This is a genomic window from Ancylobacter rudongensis, assembly GCF_900100155.1.
GTDB classification, from domain to species: domain Bacteria; phylum Pseudomonadota; class Alphaproteobacteria; order Rhizobiales; family Xanthobacteraceae; genus Ancylobacter; species Ancylobacter rudongensis.
On record NZ_FMTP01000003.1, the window covers coordinates 422118 to 437221 of the forward strand.

16 protein-coding genes are annotated in these 15104 nt (G+C 69.0%); 7 read left to right on the plus strand and 9 right to left on the minus strand.

Going from position 1 to position 15104, the window contains the following annotated elements; translation table 11 throughout:
* Positions 1 to 212: 212 nt before the first annotated feature.
* The 4 genes from ygfZ to BLO63_RS10100 are packed head-to-tail and all read left to right on the plus strand — an operon-like array spanning position 213 to position 2875.
* Positions 213 to 1061, plus strand: a complete 849-nt coding sequence (gene ygfZ, locus BLO63_RS10085; protein ID WP_091439820.1) for a CAF17-like 4Fe-4S cluster assembly/insertion protein YgfZ — start codon at positions 213 to 215, stop codon at positions 1059 to 1061.
* Positions 1062 to 1074: 13 nt separating this feature from the next.
* Positions 1075 to 1659, plus strand: coding sequence for a DNA-3-methyladenine glycosylase I (locus tag BLO63_RS10090; RefSeq protein ID WP_091439823.1), 585 nt, complete (start codon positions 1075 to 1077; stop codon positions 1657 to 1659).
* Positions 1660 to 1715: 56 nt separating this feature from the next.
* Positions 1716 to 2372 (plus strand): HD domain-containing protein, encoded by a 657-nt coding sequence (locus tag BLO63_RS10095; protein ID WP_205409314.1) that lies wholly within the window; start codon positions 1716 to 1718, stop codon positions 2370 to 2372.
* Positions 2369 to 2875 (plus strand): tyrosine phosphatase family protein, encoded by a 507-nt coding sequence (locus BLO63_RS10100; RefSeq protein WP_091439826.1) that lies wholly within the window; start codon positions 2369 to 2371, stop codon positions 2873 to 2875. Before BLO63_RS10095 ends, BLO63_RS10100 begins: the two co-directional genes overlap by 4 nt.
* A 19-nt stretch (positions 2876 to 2894) precedes the next feature.
* Here BLO63_RS10100 and BLO63_RS10105 read toward each other — a convergent pair whose 3' ends face one another.
* Complete coding sequence (locus BLO63_RS10105; RefSeq protein ID WP_091439827.1) at positions 2895 to 3572, minus strand: L,D-transpeptidase; 678 nt, start codon at positions 3570 to 3572, stop codon at positions 2895 to 2897.
* A 309-nt stretch (positions 3573 to 3881) separates the two neighbouring features.
* On the opposite strand from BLO63_RS10105, the gene BLO63_RS10110 reads away from it, so the two are divergent.
* The 3 genes from BLO63_RS10110 (at position 3882) to BLO63_RS10120 (ending at position 6615) form a co-directional block, all read left to right on the plus strand.
* On the plus strand, positions 3882 to 5120 hold the full coding sequence (locus BLO63_RS10110; protein WP_091439830.1) for an MFS transporter: 1239 nt from the start codon (positions 3882 to 3884) through the stop codon (positions 5118 to 5120).
* Positions 5121 to 5309: 189 nt separating this feature from the next.
* Complete coding sequence (locus tag BLO63_RS10115) at positions 5310 to 5813, plus strand: hypothetical protein (protein ID WP_244517793.1); 504 nt, start codon at positions 5310 to 5312, stop codon at positions 5811 to 5813.
* Positions 5814 to 6192: 379 nt separating this feature from the next.
* Positions 6193 to 6615, plus strand: a complete 423-nt coding sequence (locus BLO63_RS10120) for a DoxX family protein (protein WP_091439834.1) — start codon at positions 6193 to 6195, stop codon at positions 6613 to 6615.
* 84 nt (positions 6616 to 6699) lie between these two features.
* Here the strand turns inward: BLO63_RS10120 and BLO63_RS10125 are convergent, their stop codons facing one another.
* The 8 genes from BLO63_RS10125 to BLO63_RS10160 all read right to left on the minus strand — a co-directional run bounded on the left by BLO63_RS10125 (position 6700) and on the right by BLO63_RS10160 (position 15094).
* Positions 6700 to 8457 carry a tetratricopeptide repeat protein gene (locus BLO63_RS10125; RefSeq protein WP_091439835.1) on the minus strand — a complete coding sequence of 586 codons (1758 nt, stop codon included), beginning with the start codon at positions 8455 to 8457 and terminating at the stop codon, positions 6700 to 6702.
* Between the two features lie 209 nt (positions 8458 to 8666).
* On the minus strand, positions 8667 to 9098 hold the full coding sequence (locus BLO63_RS10130; RefSeq protein ID WP_091439837.1) for a hypothetical protein: 432 nt from the start codon (positions 9096 to 9098) through the stop codon (positions 8667 to 8669).
* Entirely contained in the window at positions 9098 to 9439 is a 342-nt protein-coding gene (locus BLO63_RS10135; RefSeq protein ID WP_091439839.1) for a hypothetical protein, read from the minus strand. Before BLO63_RS10135 ends, BLO63_RS10130 begins: the two co-directional genes overlap by 1 nt.
* Positions 9440 to 9522: 83 nt before the next feature.
* Complete coding sequence (gene trmB, locus BLO63_RS10140; RefSeq protein WP_091439841.1) at positions 9523 to 10260, minus strand: tRNA (guanine(46)-N(7))-methyltransferase TrmB; 738 nt, start codon at positions 10258 to 10260, stop codon at positions 9523 to 9525.
* A 91-nt stretch (positions 10261 to 10351) separates the two neighbouring features.
* Positions 10352 to 11545 (minus strand): methionine adenosyltransferase, encoded by a 1194-nt coding sequence (gene metK / locus BLO63_RS10145; RefSeq protein ID WP_091439844.1) that lies wholly within the window; start codon positions 11543 to 11545, stop codon positions 10352 to 10354.
* A gap of 132 nt (positions 11546 to 11677) precedes the next feature.
* Complete coding sequence (locus BLO63_RS10150) at positions 11678 to 12088, minus strand: helix-turn-helix domain-containing protein (protein ID WP_091439847.1); 411 nt, start codon at positions 12086 to 12088, stop codon at positions 11678 to 11680.
* Between the two features lie 111 nt (positions 12089 to 12199).
* Positions 12200 to 13801, minus strand: coding sequence for an apolipoprotein N-acyltransferase (gene lnt / locus BLO63_RS10155; protein ID WP_091439850.1), 1602 nt, complete (start codon positions 13799 to 13801; stop codon positions 12200 to 12202).
* A gap of 45 nt (positions 13802 to 13846) precedes the next feature.
* Positions 13847 to 15094, minus strand: a complete 1248-nt coding sequence (locus BLO63_RS10160; RefSeq protein WP_091439853.1) for a hemolysin family protein — start codon at positions 15092 to 15094, stop codon at positions 13847 to 13849.
* Positions 15095 to 15104: the final 10 nt, after the last annotated feature.

Here is a 15104-nt window from a genome sequence, read left to right on the forward strand (position 1 = left end):
GACAGGCCGGCCCCGCCCTGAACATGGGGCGCCCACCCCGCCGGGCAACCGTGCCGGCGAAATTGCCTTGCGCATCCGCACGGCGGCGGCGAGCCCCACCGGCGCCACCTGTTCCCGTTTCGTTTCTTTGCGCTTGCCCGATCGCCCGGCGCGTCGTACCTCTCGGGCAACCCGCCCGCACCGCCGGGCACCCCAGTTCGGAGCGCGCCTCCATGCCGATCGCGATCCTGAAGGAGCGTGCCGTCGCCCGCATCGCCGGGGCTGACGCCACCCATTTCCTCGACAATCTGCTCACCGCCCGCACCCCCGCGCCCGGCGCGGCGCGCTATGCCGCGCTGCTCGCGCCGCAGGGCAAGATCGTCGCCGACATGATCGTGCTGGCGACCGAAGGCGGCTTCCGCCTCGACATTCCCCGCGCGGTGGCGCCCGACCTTCTCAAGCGGCTGCAGCTCTACCGGCTGCGGGCGAAGGTCGAGATCGGCCTGCTCGACGACCTCGCCGTCGCGGTGGCCTGGGGCGGGGCGGAACCGCTGGTCGACACGCTTTCCTATGACGACCCGCGCCTTCCGGCGCTCGGCCGGCGCTTCCTGCTGCCGGCGGCGGAGGCGGCGCAGATCGCGATGGTGCCGGAAGCCGAATGGCACGCCCACCGCATCGGCCTCGGCGTGCCGGAAGGCGGGCAGGATTATCTCTATGGCGACGCCTTCCCGCACGAGGCCGACATGGACCAGCTCGGCGGCATCGATTTCGACAAGGGCTGCTATGTCGGGCAGGAGATCGTCAGCCGCATGCAGCATCGCGGCACCGCGCGCACCCGCATCATCCCGATGGCGCTGTGCGGGCCGCCGCCGGCCGCGGGCACGCCGATCACCGCCGGCGGCAAGAGCCTCGGCCGCATCGGCTCGGGCGTCGACGGGCGGGCGCTGGCGCTGGTGCGGCTCGACCGGCTGGAGGAGGCGCGCGCCGCCGGCCATCTCGTCGAGGCGGACGGCGCCGCGCTGGTGCCCGAGCGGCCCGGCTGGGCGCGCTTTGCCGTTCCGGGCACGGAGAACGCTTCATGAGGGAGAATCGGCCGTGAAGGTCCATACTCATGAGGACGGGCTGACCCGCTGCGCCTGGTGCGGCACCGATCCGCTCTATGTCGCCTATCACGACACCGAATGGGGCGTGCCCGAATATGACGACCGGGCGCTGTTCGAGAAGCTGATCCTGGACGGCTTCCAGGCCGGCCTTGCCTGGATCACCATCTTGCGCAAGCGCGAAGGGTTTCGCGCCGCCTTCGACGGCTTCCAGCCGGAGATCATCGCCCGCTACACCCCTGATAAGGTGGAGGCGCTGATGCAGGACGCGGGAATCGTGCGCAACCGCTCCAAGATCGAATCGACCATCCGCTCGGCGCAGGTCTGGCTCGACATTCAGGAGCGCGGGCCGGGCTTCTCGAAGCTGCTCTGGGACATCAACGGCCCGGTGCTCGACAATCGCCGCCAGCCGGACGAGCCGGCGCTCGTCACCTCGCCGGTGGCGATCGCCATGTCGAAAGAGCTGAAAAAGCGCGGTTTCAACTTCGTCGGGCCAACCATCGTCTACGCCTTCATGCAGGCGGTGGGCATGGTGGACGACCACGCCGTCACCTGCCACCGCCACGGCGCGCGGGCCTGATGCCCGGCACGATGCGGCACCGCGCCAAAACCGAACCCGACACGGCCGACCCCACCATGATCGACCCCGCCACAGCCCGCCCCCCCGCCCCCGCGTCTGCCGCCAAGCCGCTGCGCGCCTGGCAGCGCATGCTGTCGGGGCGGCGGCTCGACCTGATCAATCCCTCGCCGCTCGACATCGAGATCGAGGACATCGCCCATGGCCTTGCCCGCGTCGCCCGCTGGAACGGCCAGACGCATGGCGAGCACATCTTCTCGGTCGCACAGCATTCGGTGCTGGTGGAGCTGGTGGCCCGGCGGCAGGCGGCGCGGCGCGGGGCCGCTCTCGACCCGCGCTGGCGGCTCGCCATGCTGCTGCACGACGCGCCGGAATATGTGGTCGGCGACATGATCAGCCCGTTCAAGGCGGTGATCGGCGGCGACTACAAGGCGGTGGAGGGGCGGCTGCTGGCGGCGGTGAGCCTGCGCTTCGGCCTGCCGGCGCACTGGCCGGCGACGCTGGTGGCGCGGGTCAAGGCCGCCGACCGCGCCAGCGCCTTTCTGGAAGCGACCCGGCTCGCCGGTTTCGACATCGCGGAAGCGCGCCGCTTCTTCGGCACGCCCTGCCCGCTCGACAGCGCCGACGAGCGGGACTACCTCACGCCGTGGAGCGCGGGCGAGGCGAAAGCCCGCTTCCTCGCCCGCTTTCAGGAACTGGTCGCGGAGGCCTCATGATTCACGTCTGCCCGCTCTCCCGTCTCGAAGAGACCGTCACGCGCACCGGTGCCGAGCATGTGCTCAGCGTGATCAACATCGCGACGCCGGTCACGCTGCCGCCGACCGTGCGGCGCGAGAACCATCTCTTCGTCGGCTTCAACGACATTCTCAGCCCCCAGGAAGGGCTGGTGCATCCCTCGATCGAGCATGTCGAGGCGATCCTCGGCTTCGTCAGGCGCTGGCCGCGCCAGGCGCCTTTGGTAGTGCACTGCTATCTCGGCGTCAGCCGCTCCACCGCCTCGGCCTATATCACCGCCTGCGCGCTGGCGCCCGAGCGCGACGAGGCCGAGATCGCGCAGGCGCTGCGCGCCGCCTCTCCCATCGCCACGCCGAACGCGCTGCTGGTCGAGATCGCCGATGCCGCGCTCGGCCGGCAGGGCCGCATGCGCGCCGCCATCGCCGCCATCGGCCGCGGCCGCGAGGCGATGGAGAACGAGCCGTTCGAGATCCGGCTGGGCTGAGGCCTCTCGCCCGCCCGGCTCAGCCGACCGGCACGCCGGTGGCGGGCAGCACGATGACGCGGGTGCCGGTGGGCACGCGGCGGTAAAGGTCGATGATGTCCTGATTGATGAAGCGCACGCAGCCGGACGACACCTGCGTGCCGATGGTCCACGGCTCGGTGGTGCCGTGCAGGCGGTAATAGGTGTCGCGCCCGTCCTTGTAGAGATAGAGCGCGCGCGGCCCCAGCGGGTTGGTCGGCCCGCCGGGCAGGCCGCCGGCATAGGGGCCGTAGCGCTCGGGTTCGCGGGCAATCATCGCCGGGGTCGGGGTCCAGCCCGGCCACGACGCCTTGCGGGCGACCACGCCCTCGCCGCGGAAATTGAAGCCTTCCTCGCGGCCGACGCCGACGCCGTAGCGCAGGGCACGGCCATTGGCCATGACGAGATAGGCGAAGCGCTCATTGGGATCGACCACGATGGTGCCGGGCTGGTAGCGCGTCGGATACGCGACTTCCTGGCGCAGGAAGCGCGGGTCGATCTGCGTGAGGTCGACCGCCGGCACCGGAAAGGGCTCGTCGGTGATCGCCGCATACATCCGCAGATAATGCGGGTCCATCGCCGGCGGCAGGACGCGGCTCGTCATCGGCTCGCGCGTGGTGACGCAGCCGGCGAGGGCGAACGGCGAGGCAAGGAGAAACAGGCGGCGGTCGAGAAGCATGGGGCGCACGCGGGGATCAAGGAGAGGGGGAACGGTGAAATGCGGCAATGATGCTCACCTACAGGCGAAGCATGGCAAAGTTCGTCAATGCGCCGATCACGGGCGTGTCACTCGCCGCAATTGCGCCGGGGTGTGGCACGGCGGCCGCACTGCGGCTGTAGCCGAACACCCGGGCCCCTTGGGATTGGCTGCCTTTCATCAGTTTTGCTGATTCTCATCCTGAAATTTATTCGTTTTCCATGCCGTATCGCCCGAGGCTAGCTTGGTGGCTGAGGCGGCCTGCCGCGCCGCGCCGATTCGAGGCCCCCGATGTCCGCCCTCACCGACGCCCCCCGGCCCAGCCTCGCCGCCCGCGCCCCCCTGCTGATCGTGCTGTGCGGCTGCCTGATCGCCATGCTCAGCTTCGGCCCGCGCGCCTCCTCTGGCATCTTCATGCTGCCGATGACGGGCGAATATGGCTGGGGGCGCGACACGTTCGGCCTCGCCATCGCCATCCAGAACCTGGTCTGGGGCATCGGCACCCCCTTTGCCGGCGCGGTCGCCGACCGCTTCGGGGTGACGCGGGTGCTGTGGATCGGGGCGGCGCTCTATGCCGCCGGCCTGGGGCTGATGGCCTATTCGGCGACGCCGGGGATGCTGCACCTGTCCGCCGGCGTGCTCGTGGGCTTCGGCCTGTCGGGCTGCTCGTTCAACATCGTGATCGCCGCCTTCGGCAAGATGCTGCCGGAGAAGTGGCGGCCGCTCTCCTTCGGCGCCGGCACGGCGGCCGGCTCCTTTGGCCAGTTCCTGTTTCCGCCGCTGGCGGCGGGGCTCAACACCACCATTGGCTGGCACCAGACGCTGCTCGTCTTCGGCCTCGCCATGCTGCTCATCATGCCGCTGGCGCTGGCGCTGTCGGGCGCGCCATCCGCCCCCAAGGTGGGTGAACGCCCGCAGTCGATCGGCGCCGCGCTGGGCGAGGCCTTCCGCCACCCCAGCTATGTGCTGCTGGTGCTCGGCTTCTTCACCTGCGGCTTCCAGCTGGCTTTTGTGACCACCCATCTACCGGCCTATCTGATGGATCGGGGCCTCTCCATCACCGTGGGCGGCTGGACGCTGGCGGCGATCGGGCTGGCCAACATGGCCGGCTCGCTCGGCTCGGGCTGGCTGTCGAGCCGCATGCCGCGCCGCTATCTGCTGGCGGCGATCTATTTCGCCCGTGGCCTTGCCATCATCGCCTTCGTCCTGCTGCCGGCGAACCCGGTGACGGCGATCGGCTTCGGCATCGTGCTCGGGCTGCTGTGGCTCTCCACCGTGCCGCCGACCTCGGGGCTGGTGATGCTGATGTTCGGCACCCGCTATCTCGCCATGCTTTACGGCTTCGCCTTCTTCAGTCACCAGGTGGGTGGCTTCCTCGGCGTCTGGCTCGGCGGGCTGCTCTATGAGAGCCTCGGCTCCTATGATTTCGTCTGGTGGCTGTCGGTGGCGCTCAGCTTCGCCTCCGCCGCCATCAACCTGCCGATCGTCGAGAAGCCGGTAGCGCGGGCGGCGCAGCCGGCGGCAGGCTGAAGAGCGGCGCGCGTTTGCGCGCTGTTAACCCTCATCCTTCACCATAGGGATTGTGGTACCGAAGGCGTTGCGGCGGGGCCACACCGGCAGGTCGCGTGCCCCGGCAGAGGGGACTGATTCGCCGCGCGGCCTTGACAAGGCAGGCCCTTCGCAGCGCATCGTTAAAACTCCCGAGCGATGGATGCCCTCATGCGCCTGTGTTCTGCCCTGCCGGCTGCCGCCCTTTTCGCCGCCACCCTGGTGGCGCCGATGGCTTCTGCCTCGGCCGAGACGCTGACGGCGCAGGAGGCCCAGCGCTTCGTCGTCGGGCAGACCTTTTCCTATACCTGCTATGAGGGCACGGCCGGTTCGGGGCGCATCCTGCCCGACGGCTCGGTCGCCGGCACCATCCAGATGCGCGGCAAGGGCAATGCGCGTTATGTGACGCTGCCCGCCGGCACCATCATGGTGCGCGGCGAGTCGGTGTGCGCCAAGCTCAAGGGCGTGGCCTTCCAGCCCTGCTTCGAGCTGGAGAAGACCGACAAGGTCAGCTTCCGCGGCAATCTCGCCGGGGCGGACCGGCTGTGGTGCGAATTCAAGCGCGGCGGTAGCGGCCGCACCCGGCTGGCCGAACGCGCCGTGGCGCCCAAGCCGGCGGCGGCCCGCGCCGCGACCGTGCCGGTCGAGACGGCGGAGATCGATCCGATCAAGTAGGCGCCGCCCGCACAGAGGGCGGGTCGGATCTGCCGCTCGGTAGGGTCCGGGCGATTTCTTGAAAACAAAAGCTGCTTCCAGTTCCTGTCGCAGCCGGCCCGCCTGTAGGGCGCACCCCTCAGACGGTCCGTCTCCCGGGCTTGCCGCCTCGGGACGCACGCACCCTACCGCCCGGGGCTGATCGTTACAGAACAGCTTACACCACCGCGCATTGCCAGCAGACGGGAAACGCGGCGTTGGTGTCAATGGCGACCTCATTGCGCAGATGCAAGGGCGCTCGGGTATTCGCGGCTATCGCGTTGCGGCGCGCGTTGAATTACCTCCGAACGACGACAGGCGCCGCCTGCCCCGTTCCTTCAACGCTCCCGCGAGATCCGCCATGATCGATTCCCGTTCCGCCCCTTACGGCGCGCTTGTCCTGCGCGTCGCGCTCGGCCTCATGTGGGTATCCCACGCCCTGCTGAAATATGCCGTCTTCACCATTCCCGGCTTTGCCGGCTTCCTCGGCAGCCTCGGCCTGCCGGAAGCGCTGGCCTGGCCGGTGTTCCTGGCCGAGCTGATCGGCGGCCTGCTGATCATCGCCGGCGTCTATGCCCGCCATGTCGCGCTGCTGCTGATCCCGGTGATGGCCGGCGCCATGAGCGTGCACATTCCCAATGGCTGGCTGTTCTCCGCCGCCGGCGGTGGCTGGGAATATCCCGGCTTCCTGATCGTGGCGTCCTTCGCGCTGTGGCTGATCGGCGATGGCGCCCTGGCGCTGCGCTCGCGTCCGCTGTTCTTCGTCGGCGCCGCGGCGCGCTGATCCCGCAGGCCGCTCAACGAAAAGGGGCGGGTCCCGCGCGGGTCCCGCCCCTTTTTGCGTCAGCCGAGCGTGGCCGGGGCGGCCTCAGCCACCATTGCCCGGCGTCGCGGCATCCTGCGACTTGTCCACCGCCGCCTTCTGCGGCTCGACGGCAGGCGCCGCCTCGGTCTTCTGGATCGTCGCCGTGCCGGCCTTGACGCGCTCGGCCTCGTCGAGGCCCACCGCGATCTTGCGCTCGATATCGGCCAGCTCGTCCGGCTCGGGCTTCAGGTCGCGGGCATGGTTCCACTTGAAGCGGGCTTCCAGCTTGCGGTCGACCTTCCAATAGGCGTCGCCGAGATGGTCGTTGATCACCGCCTCGTTCGGCTTGAGCTCGACCGCCCGTTCCAGCTCGCGCACCGCCTCGTCGTAATGACCGGTGCGGTAATAGGCCCAGCCCAGGCTGTCGATGAAGAAACCATCATCGGGGCGCAGCGCCACCGCCTTGCGGATCATCTCGGTGCCGGCCTCCAGGTTGATCCCCTGGTCGATCCAGCTATAGCCGAGATAGTTCAGCACATGCGGCTGGTTGGGGCTCAGCTCCAGCGCCTTCTTCAGGTCCGCCTCGGACTTGTCCCACTGCTTGGTGCGCTCATAGCAGGTGCCACGGAAGTAATAGAGCACCCAGTCCTTGGCCTGCGGCGTGCCGAGCTGGTCGATGGCGGTGGTATAGACCTCCGCCGCCTCGGCGAACTTCTCGTTCGAGCGCAGCACGTCGCCGAGCGCCATGATCGAGCGCTGATCCTTCACATTGCCGGCAACCACCTGCTTGAGCACGGCGAGCGCGGCGTCATGCTGGTCGATGGCGTCGAGATTGAGCGCGCGCTGCACCTCGGCATTGGTCTTGAAGGGCGAGGAATCAGGCACGGCGGCGTAGAGGGCGATGGCGTCCTCGTGCCGCTTCATCGTCTCGAACAGGTCGGCGAGGGTGATCGCCATCAGCGGCTGCGCGGGGTCGAGCCAGCGGCCGAGCTGCAGATAGACAAGGGCGAGATCCTCGCCGCCCTGCCGGCCAAGCGCCGCGCCGAGGCCGTACAGCACTTCCGCCGCGCCGGCGACCGGGGTGGTCACCAGCGGGGGAAGCGTCTTGCCGGCGTTGAGCTGCTCCAGCGAGCGGGCCACCAGCGGGTCGCCGGGCACCAGCTTGTCGAAGTCCTCATAGGTCGAGATGGCCAGCGCCTTGTCGGCATTGCGCGAGGCCCAGCGCGCATAGGCGTCGACCACGCGCAGGGTGCGCGGATCGAGCTTGAGCGCCGCTTCCAGCCGCTGGCCGGCCTCCTTCTTGATGCCGGCCGCGTCGAGCATCAGCCCGGCGTGGAAATCCTTGAAGCCGGCATACCATTCCGGCCCCTGCAGCGCGTCGATCGCCTTGACACCGGCGCGCGCATCGCCCGAACCGAACTGGCTCCAGGCGCTGAGCAGCGTGGCGTTCAGCTCGGCGATGGCGCCCTGGCCGGAGCGGCGCAGATTGCTGCGGGCGGTGACATATTGCTTGGCCTTGATCGCCCGCACGCCGAGCACCAGCCGGGCCAGCGTGTGCTCGGGCTCGATCCGCACCAGACGCTGCGCCAGACCGACCGCCTCGTCGATCGAGCCTTCCGCCAGCAAGGTGAGGAAGGCGCGCTCCAGTAATTCGCGCTGGCGCGGGAACAGGCGGGCGAGTTCCCGGTAATAGGCGGCGGCGGCAGCCGTGTCGCGCTCGGTGATGGCGAGGCGCGCGGCGAGATAATTGCCGGCCGGCGAGGAGCGGGCGATGAAGTCTGCCGGCGGGGCGTCGGCACGCGCGGGCAGAGCGACACCCAATGCCGTGAGCGTAGCGAGAATGGCCGCTCCCGGCCGCAGCGACAAACGTCGAGACGTCAAGTTGGAACCTCCTGCGGCAAGCGGAGCGCCCCGCGCCACGCGGGTGGCGCCGGGCTCCGGCCTTTGTGGCAGATTGGTCCTTTTTAGCGGCCCCTGCAATAACGGGAGGCTAATGCGGACCGGGCCCGTGAGGGCCCGGCATCACATTTTCAGACCCGTCGGCCAAGAATAAGGCCGATTACCGCAGCGCCGGCCGCAATGCCGAGAACGGTCTTCACGCTGGCGGGAGGCATCCCGGCCGAAGGCGCCGGGCCGACGCCGGGGGCCATACCCGAAGCTGCCGGGGGCACCGCCCCATAGGCACCAAACCCGCCAAGGCTCACCGGCCGGCGCCGACGCCCGCGCAGCAGCGCAACGAGAAGGAAGATCAGGCCCAGCACCAGCAGGAACCCGCCGATAACAAGCGCGGCGGTGAGCGCGTCATAGCGGTCGGCGAGGGCGATGAAGGAGGCGATCATGAAGAAAACCGCCGAACACGCGATCAGCAGGCCGCCAATCGCGCAGATTAGGGCCGTGCGGGCGGCCCTGCGCGCCATCAGGCGGATTTCGCCGCCGAATATCGCCAGCAGAAGGCGAAGCATCACTTGCCCCGCGACAGCAGGCCGAACAGGAAGCCGACACCCAGCGCCGCGATCACCGAGCCATAGGGGTTGCGTTCGATCGTCGCGCCGAGGTCACCGGTCAGCTCCTGGGCGCGCGCCTTGGCGTCGTGCAGGGCGGCATAGCCTTCCTCGGCAAGGCCGGACGCGGCGGCATCCGCCCGAGCGGCGCCCGAGCGGAAGCGGCCGGCGATGGCGTCGGCAGCCGAGGCGCCTTCCGACTTGGCGAGAGCGGTGAGCGTCTCCGTGAGCTTCGCGACATCGCTGCGCAGGGTCGAGAGGTCAGCGGACAGCTTGGCGAAATCGTCCTGCGGCTGGGCCATGGGAATCTCCGGGTAAGGAACAGGGGGTCGACGTGCCACGTAAACGCGGCCGCCGCCGTCATAGTTCCCACTCTAAGCGGTATTCACCGGCGCTGGAACTCGTAGTATCCCGGCCGCCGCCCTTCCCGCAGGGCTTTCGCCTCGTAACGCGTGCCCGGCCAGCCTGCCCAGGCGAGGCGCCAGTCGTCGGCCCGCTCGGCCGTCCAGTCGAAGCGCGCATCGGCGAGAAACTGGCGCAGCGTCCACGCCGCATAGTGCTCGATATCGGTGGCGAAACGGAAATGCCCGCCGGGCATCAGCAGCCGGGCGATGCGGTCGATATTGTCGGCCTGCACGAAGCGCCGCTTCCAGTGCCGGCGCTTGGGCCAGGGGTCGGGATAGAGCAGGTCGATGCGTGCAAGGCTGGCGGCCGGCAAGCGGTCGAGCAGCGGAATCACGTCGTCGCCATAGAGGCGGACATTGGCCAGCCCCTTCTCGCTCACGCTGGTCGTCGCCTTGGCGATGCCGTTGAGGAAGGCCTCGGCGCCGATATAGCCTACATCGGGATGGCGCAGGGCCTCGGCCACCAGATGCTCACCGCCGCCGAAGCCGATCTCCAGCCGCACCTCGCGTACGGGGTGGGGGAAAAGGCCGGCGAGCGGCGCCGCGCCGACATCCTCAAGGCCGATGGCCAGGCGGGGCAGGTCCTGCGCCATGTGGGCGGCCTGTGCCGTGCGCAGCTTCTTGCCCTTGCGCCGTCCATAGAAGGCGGCCTCGCGGGGGGCTCCATCCGCCGGCCTGTCGACGGGCGTGAAGGGGCGGGACTCATCGTCGGCGGTCATGAGGATGCTCGAAACAAAGGCGGGGCGGACATGGCCTGTCCGCCCCGCATAAGCGCAGTGTCTTCCGCGCGCAATCGCGCGGGAGGAAAACTCAGCCGACGGCCGACTTCAGCGCCGCGACGAGATCGGTGCGCTCCCAGGAGAAGCCGCCATCGGCGTCCGGGGCGCGGCCGAAATGGCCATAGGCGGAGGTGCGGGCGTAGATCGGCTTGTTGAGGCCGAGATGCTCGCGAATGCCGCGCGGGCGCAGGTTCATCACCTCGCGCAGCGCGCTCTCCAGCTTGGCTTCCTCGACCTTGCCGGTGCCGTAGAGGTCGACATAGACCGCCAGCGGGTCGGACACGCCGATGGCGTAGGCGAGCTGGATGGTGCAGCGGTCGGCGAGTTCGGCGGCGACCACATTCTTGGCGAGGTAGCGCGCGGCATAGGCGGCCGAGCGGTCGACCTTGGTCGGGTCCTTGCCGGAGAAGGCGCCACCGCCATGCGGGGCCGCGCCACCATAAGTGTCGACGATGATCTTGCGGCCGGTGAGGCCGCAATCGCCGTCCGGCCCGCCAATGACGAACTTGCCGGTCGGGTTGACGTGCCAGACGGTGGACGGGGTGATCCAGCCATCGGGCAGCGCCTGACGGATATAGGGCTCCACGATGCTCTGCACATCGTGCGAGGAGAGGTCGGCATCGAGGTGCTGGGTCGAGAGCACGATCTGCGTCACTTCGACCGGCTTGCCGCCCTCGTAGCGCACCGTCACCTGGCTCTTGGCGTCGGGGCCGAGCACGGTGCTCTCGCCGGAATGGCGGGCATCGGCGAGCAGCTTGAGGATCTTATGCGCGTAGTAGATCGGCGCCGGCATCAGCTCGGGCGTCTCGCGGCAGGCATAGCCGAACATGATGCCCTGGTCGCCCGCGCCTTCGTCCTTGTTGCCGGCCGAATCGACGCCCTGGGCGATGTCGACCGACTGCGCGTGCAGGTGCACGTCGATCGCCGCCTTCTCCCAGTGGAAGCCGTCCTGCTCGTAGCCGATATCCTTGATCGCGAGCCGGGCGATATGGCTGAGGAAGTCCTTGGTCAGCTGGGCCGGTCCGCGCGTCTCGCCGGCGATCACCACCCGGTTGGTGGTGGCCAGCGTCTCGGCGGCCACGCGCAGGTGGCTCGGATCCCAGCCAAATTCCGGGCCGTGCTTGAAGAAGGCATCGACGATCTCGTCGGAGATGCGGTCGCACACCTTGTCGGGGTGGCCTTCGGAGACGGATTCGCTAGTAAAGAGATAGGCTTGGCGGGACACGAGTCGGCTCCTCGATTCTCGGCAGGCGCATTTGCCCGCGCCCGGCCGCGCATCTTTTGCAAGCGCGGTCGGGACGGTCAAGGTTTTAAAGGCGGAATCGTTCGGAAAAAAGAACGCCCCGGTGCTGCGTCCTCACGCGGCCGGGCTCGGCTCGGCGAGGGCTTCCACCAGGTCGACGATACGGCGGCGGACCTTGCTATCGGCGATCTTGAGGAAAGCACGGGTGAGGGCGAGCCCTTCCGACGAGGCGAGGAAATCCGAGACATAGGCCGGCGAGGCGTCCTCGGCGAAGCCGGCGACGTCGCCGGTCATGGTGGGCGCGCCCTCGAAGAAGAAGGCCACCGGCACGGAGAGCACCTGCGAGATATTCTGCAGGCGGCTGGCGCCGATCCGGTTGGTGCCCTTCTCGTATTTCTGGATCTGCTGGAAGGTGATGCCGAGGCTCTCGCCAAGTTTTTCCTGGCTCATGCCGACCATCATGCGACGCATGCGGACCCGGCTGCCGACATACTTGTCGACGGGATTGGGAGATTTCTTCGTCATCGGCTTCCCCGACTGCAAACAAAAAAATACCTCCCCCCCGGTTCAGAGGGAGAGAAGCAGTGCCCGAGCCCGTGGACAGTCTAGGCGCAGCGCGTTCCGGCGTCGATCAATCTAGACGTGCATAGCTCGCAGACGCAGCACGAGCGCCCCGCAGAGGCAGCCAAGAAGCAACATCCACGGTATCACCATGCCGAATGAGGCATAAGGGGTAGCGGACATAGCTTGCGGGAGGCTGTCGTCCAGTACGCCTCGCACACCCAAGGGTAGAATCGCGCGAATTCGTCCCAGCGGATCGACAATGGCGGAGATGCCATTGTTGGTTACCCGGACCAGTGGCAGGCCTTGCTCGATCGCCCGCAGGCGGGACTGCTCGAAATGCTGGTAGGGGCCCGGGGTGAGGCCAAACCAGGCATCGTTGGATAGGTTGAGCAGAAAGCCCGGCCGCGCTTCCGCCCCGTCGGGCCCCGCGCTGGACGCGGGCATCACCTCGTCGGGAAAGATCGCCTCGTAGCAGATCAGCGGCACCGCGTCGGGCAGGCCGGGAATGGCGAGCAGGCTGCGCGAGGTCGCGGCGGCGAAGCCTCCGCGCAGGCGGGTAAGCGCCTCCAGCCCCATCGCTTCGAGCGTTTCCTGAAACGGCAGATATTCGCCAAACGGAACGAGGTGCACCTTGTCGGCATTGCCGCGGATCGTCCCTTCCGAATCGATCACCCGCACGGCGTTGAACACGTCCGGCCGCTCGCGTCCCGGCACCGGCTGGTAGCGTGCGGCACCTGTTATGAGCGTGGTGCCGCGCGGCAGCATCGCCACGATCCGCGCCAGCGCCTCCGGCTCGCGCTCCAGGAAGAACGGGAAGGCCGATTCCGGCCAGAACAGATGGGTGACGCCGGCAAGGCCCCCCTGGCTCTCGCTGGTGGCGAGATAGAGGTCCATCACGGTGCGGCGGGCGTCGTAGCGGAATTTCTGGTCCTGCGGCAGGTCGGGCTGCATCAGCCGCAGCCGCACGCCGGGGACCGTGCCGATCTCGGTGGTGGCAAGCCGCCATTGCCCGCCCGCCCACAGCGCGGCGAGCAGGCCGACGGCAAGGCCGAGCGGCACATGGCGGCCGCGGCGCTCGCCGGCGGGGCTGAACAGCGCCGCCGGGCTGGCCAGGCAGGCCAGCGTGACCAGGCACAGGCCGATGAGGCCGATCACCGAGGCGACCTGGGCGAAGCGCAGATCGGTGGCCAACGCATAGCCGAAATCGTTCCAGGGGAAGCCGGTCAGCAGCGTGCCGCGCGCCGTCTCCGCCAAGGTGAGGGCGGCGGCAAAGGCGAGAATGCGCCCGGGCCCCCGGGTCCACAGCAGCCGGGCGAGCACACAGCCGAGCCCGGTATACACCGCAAGCGCCGCCGGCAGGCCGATCACCGCGAACGGCATCAGCCACATGAAGACTTCCGCCTGGACGAGAAAAGCCTGGCCGATCCACCACAGGCCGGCGACGAAATAGCCCATGCCGAACAGCCAGCCGGCGAGGAAACTCGCCCGCAGCGCCCGACGCAGCGGCAGATCCAGAGTGCCGTCGATCAGGAACACCAGCACCGGCAGCGTTAGCGCCAACACCGGCCACAGGCCGAAGGGCGGCATGGCCAGCGCCGAGAGCCCGCCCGCCGCGAGGGCGGCGAGCGCGCGCCAGCGGCCGGACGCCGCCTGCAGCCGCTCCGGCGTCAGCATCGACGAAGCGCTCGCTGAACGCCGGGCCGAACGCCTGGCATACCCTCAGGCGGCATCGGTATCGCGGCGCGAATCGCTCCGGGAGGCCTCCCCGGCCTGCTGGGCGGGCGGGGGCAGGGCCCGCGCCGTGGCGCCCGCGCTTCCGCCGCCCGCCAGCCGGGCGTCGGCACCCGCTTCGCCACGGCTCGGCGAAAGGCGCAGCCGCTTCACCCGGCGCGGATCGGCATCGAGCACCTCGATCTCGAAATTGCCCGGCCCCGGCACGATTTCGCCCCGCACCGGCACCCGGCCGGCCAGGGTGACGAGCAGGCCGCCGAGCGTGTCGACCTCCTCGGCCTCCTCGCCGAGCGCGAAGGCCGGGTCGATCATGTCAGCGACATCCTCGAGGCTGGCGCGGGCATCGGCAATGAAGCTGCCATCGGCCTGGCGGGCGATGGTAGGCGTCTCGTCCTCGTCGTGCTCGTCTTCAATGTCGCCGACGATTTCCTCGACCAGGTCCTCCATCGAGACGATGCCGTCGGTCCCGCCATATTCGTCGATGACGAGGGCGAGATGGATGCGGCTCGCCTGCATGCTGGCCAGCAGCTCGATCGAGGGCATGGAGGGCGGCACGAACAGCAGCCGGCGGATCAGCTTGGCGCCGCTGAGTGAGTTGCTGAGATCAATGGCCTTGAGGTTAAAGGCCGGACGGGCCGCCTTGCCGCCGATGGCGGGGGCCTCGGCGATGGCGGCTTCGCGCGGGCCGCTGCGCGGCGCCGCGGCGCGCGGCGATTCGGTGCGCGGCGCCATGGCGCGCTGGGTCAGATAGGTCACGAGATCGCGGATATGAACCATGCCGACGGGGTCGTCGAGCGTGTCGTCATAGACGACGAGCCGCGAATGGCCGGCCTCGGCGAAGACCGCGAGCAGTTCGCCCAGGGAAATGTCCTTCTGCACGGCGACGATGTCGGCACGGGGAACCATGAGGTCGCCGATGCGCAGCTCGCGCAGATCGAGAATGCTCTTCAGCATCGTCCGCTCGGTGGCGGTCAGGTCGGCACCGGGCTCGGCGCTGGTCGCGGCGAGGATGGTAGCGAGATCGGTGCGCAGCGAGCCGGAAGAGCGCCGGCCGCCGATGAGATGGCGGAGCCGGTCGAAAAAGCCGGCGCGGGGCTCGCTGGAACCTCCGCCGGCCTTGCTTCGCTGCCCGGCGCTCGCCGTGGCGCTACTGGAGGCGCCGTTACCGGAAGCGCCGCTACTTGGGCCCTCGCTGCCCCGAGGGGCGGAGGACGAGCTTGAGACAGGTTCGGACATCGCTCTTTGG

Excerpts from the sequence above, each read along its gene's own strand:
- ygfZ (WP_091439820.1), top strand. The coding sequence starts at position 213 with ATGCCGATCGCGATCCTGAAGGAGCGTGCCGTCGCCCGCATCGCCGGG.
- BLO63_RS10095 (WP_205409314.1), top strand. The coding sequence starts at position 1,716 with ATGATCGACCCCGCCACAGCCCGCCCCCCCGCCCCCGCGTCTGCCGCC.
- BLO63_RS10100 (WP_091439826.1), top strand. The coding sequence starts at position 2,369 with ATGATTCACGTCTGCCCGCTCTCCCGTCTCGAAGAGACCGTCACGCGC.
- BLO63_RS10105 (WP_091439827.1), bottom strand. The coding sequence starts at position 3,572 with ATGCTTCTCGACCGCCGCCTGTTTCTCCTTGCCTCGCCGTTCGCCCTC.
- BLO63_RS10110 (WP_091439830.1), top strand. The coding sequence starts at position 3,882 with ATGTCCGCCCTCACCGACGCCCCCCGGCCCAGCCTCGCCGCCCGCGCC.
- BLO63_RS10115 (WP_244517793.1), top strand. The coding sequence starts at position 5,310 with ATGCGCCTGTGTTCTGCCCTGCCGGCTGCCGCCCTTTTCGCCGCCACC.
- BLO63_RS10120 (WP_091439834.1), top strand. The coding sequence starts at position 6,193 with ATGATCGATTCCCGTTCCGCCCCTTACGGCGCGCTTGTCCTGCGCGTC.
- BLO63_RS10130 (WP_091439837.1), bottom strand. The coding sequence starts at position 9,098 with ATGCTTCGCCTTCTGCTGGCGATATTCGGCGGCGAAATCCGCCTGATG.
- BLO63_RS10135 (WP_091439839.1), bottom strand. The coding sequence starts at position 9,439 with ATGGCCCAGCCGCAGGACGATTTCGCCAAGCTGTCCGCTGACCTCTCG.
- trmB (WP_091439841.1), bottom strand. The coding sequence starts at position 10,260 with ATGACCGCCGACGATGAGTCCCGCCCCTTCACGCCCGTCGACAGGCCG.
- BLO63_RS10150 (WP_091439847.1), bottom strand. The coding sequence starts at position 12,088 with ATGACGAAGAAATCTCCCAATCCCGTCGACAAGTATGTCGGCAGCCGG.
- lnt (WP_091439850.1), bottom strand. The coding sequence starts at position 13,801 with ATGCTGACGCCGGAGCGGCTGCAGGCGGCGTCCGGCCGCTGGCGCGCG.
- BLO63_RS10160 (WP_091439853.1), bottom strand. The coding sequence starts at position 15,094 with ATGTCCGAACCTGTCTCAAGCTCGTCCTCCGCCCCTCGGGGCAGCGAG.